We start from the raw sequence: 1271 nt of genomic DNA on the forward strand, positions 1-1271 counted from the left end.
CCTCCATCATCGCACCAACCGGATCGTCTCCACCTGCATCGGCAACGGCACGCAGAGTTTTCAAAGCATGCCGCGAATAGTGGCTGAGCGCTTGATGAAACAAAGCCTGCTTGTTGCCAAACGCTCCATAAAAGCTGGACCGGCTCAGACCCATCGCCTTGGTCAGATCATCCACGGAGGCGGTCTCATACCCCTTGTGCCAAAATACGCACAGGGCCTTTTCCAAAGCCTCGGCTTCGTCAAAGGCGCGCGGCCGGCCCGGGCCTGGGGCTGTGGCCGTTTTACTGCCGCCAACGGGATGTAGTTCTTTGCTCATGGGATGGATGTGGAATGGCCGGTCCGTAATTACAAGGCAAGCGCGGAACCTTTTTTGGAATGTTTAGTCCGGATTGAGTCTGGCGCCAGGAATAACTTTTGTCATTTCGCCGGAAGGGTCTGCCATACCACTGGCGCGCGCTGACCTTGCAGCCGCAGAGAAAATCGAGGTCCCTCCGCGTGTCAGAAGTCGTGTCCGCTTCGGGCTGAAGTGACCTGGTGCGCTCGTAGCATCCAAACCAGGCAGCGCTGGGACGGCGGGCTCGAAGACACAAACAACTCGGTTAGATTCTGGTTAAGCGCTCCTATTGAGGAGCCACCGACCGCATCAAAGATCGACAACCCTGCCCGATTACCTCTTCATCGCCCCCAACCGAGTCTCCCAAAGGGCGACGACGTCAGAACTTTGACTCTCAGGTGGCATGTCGCTACCCATTAGTCAGTGTAGGAGGCGAACATGGCTCAAACCGTGAAGCTTGCCGACGACGTCATGGCCTTGGTCCGTCGTGAAGCAGAACTGAGTGGTCGCTCATTGGCTGGTCAGATCACCCACTGGCTATAGATTGGCCGCGCAATCGAGCGTTCCAGTAGTTTCGACTATGCGCGCATCACCGCCATGCTCGGAGACAGTCTTGCCCACCCTCATCCGCGTGATGGTGAGGAAACCACGTGGCTGGATGCATTCACCTATAAGATGAGTCACCCTTCGGAAGCTGATGAGAAATTCTTTGCCCAGCGTCAGTTACTGGGCCGCGGAGTTGGCCTCGATGCTGGAGGCAATCTCGTCTACGCCAAACACGGCACTGCCGATTGAGGCCGTGCCTTACCTTGCATGGGGACGCTTGTCGGCCTGGACTGATTGCCTCTTGGAAGGCGGAGCCATCCTAGCTCATAGCAGCCGTACTGTTCACATGGTCCAATCTCCGTGTTCCAATTCGCGAAGGTAGCGGGCAACG

General features: G+C 57.0%; 3 protein-coding genes. 2 read left to right on the plus strand and 1 reads right to left on the minus strand.

Translation table 11 applies throughout. The annotated features are described in order from the left end of the window. Positions 1–316 (minus strand): TetR/AcrR family transcriptional regulator (locus tag A2I95_RS39270; protein ID WP_291737775.1); only part of this gene is annotated, 316 nt, incomplete at its 3' end. A 456-nt stretch (positions 317–772) separates the two neighbouring features. Here A2I95_RS39270 and A2I95_RS39275 point away from each other — a divergent pair. Both A2I95_RS39275 and A2I95_RS39280 read left to right on the plus strand, forming a co-directional pair. Next, positions 773–877, plus strand: coding sequence for a hypothetical protein (locus A2I95_RS39275; protein WP_291737776.1), 105 nt, complete (start codon positions 773–775; stop codon positions 875–877). 54 nt (positions 878–931) lie between these two features. Further along, entirely contained in the window at positions 932–1129 is a 198-nt protein-coding gene (locus A2I95_RS39280) for a hypothetical protein (RefSeq protein WP_291737777.1), read from the plus strand. The last annotated feature ends 142 nt before the right edge of the window (positions 1130–1271 follow it).

Source organism: Leisingera sp. F5, from assembly GCF_001593695.1.

Bases quoted from the DNA above. Each gene is read 5' to 3' on its own strand.
- A2I95_RS39275 (WP_291737776.1), top strand. From the start codon at position 773: ATGGCTCAAACCGTGAAGCTTGCCGACGACGTCATGGCCTTGGTCCGT.
- A2I95_RS39280 (WP_291737777.1), top strand. From the start codon at position 932: ATGCTCGGAGACAGTCTTGCCCACCCTCATCCGCGTGATGGTGAGGAA.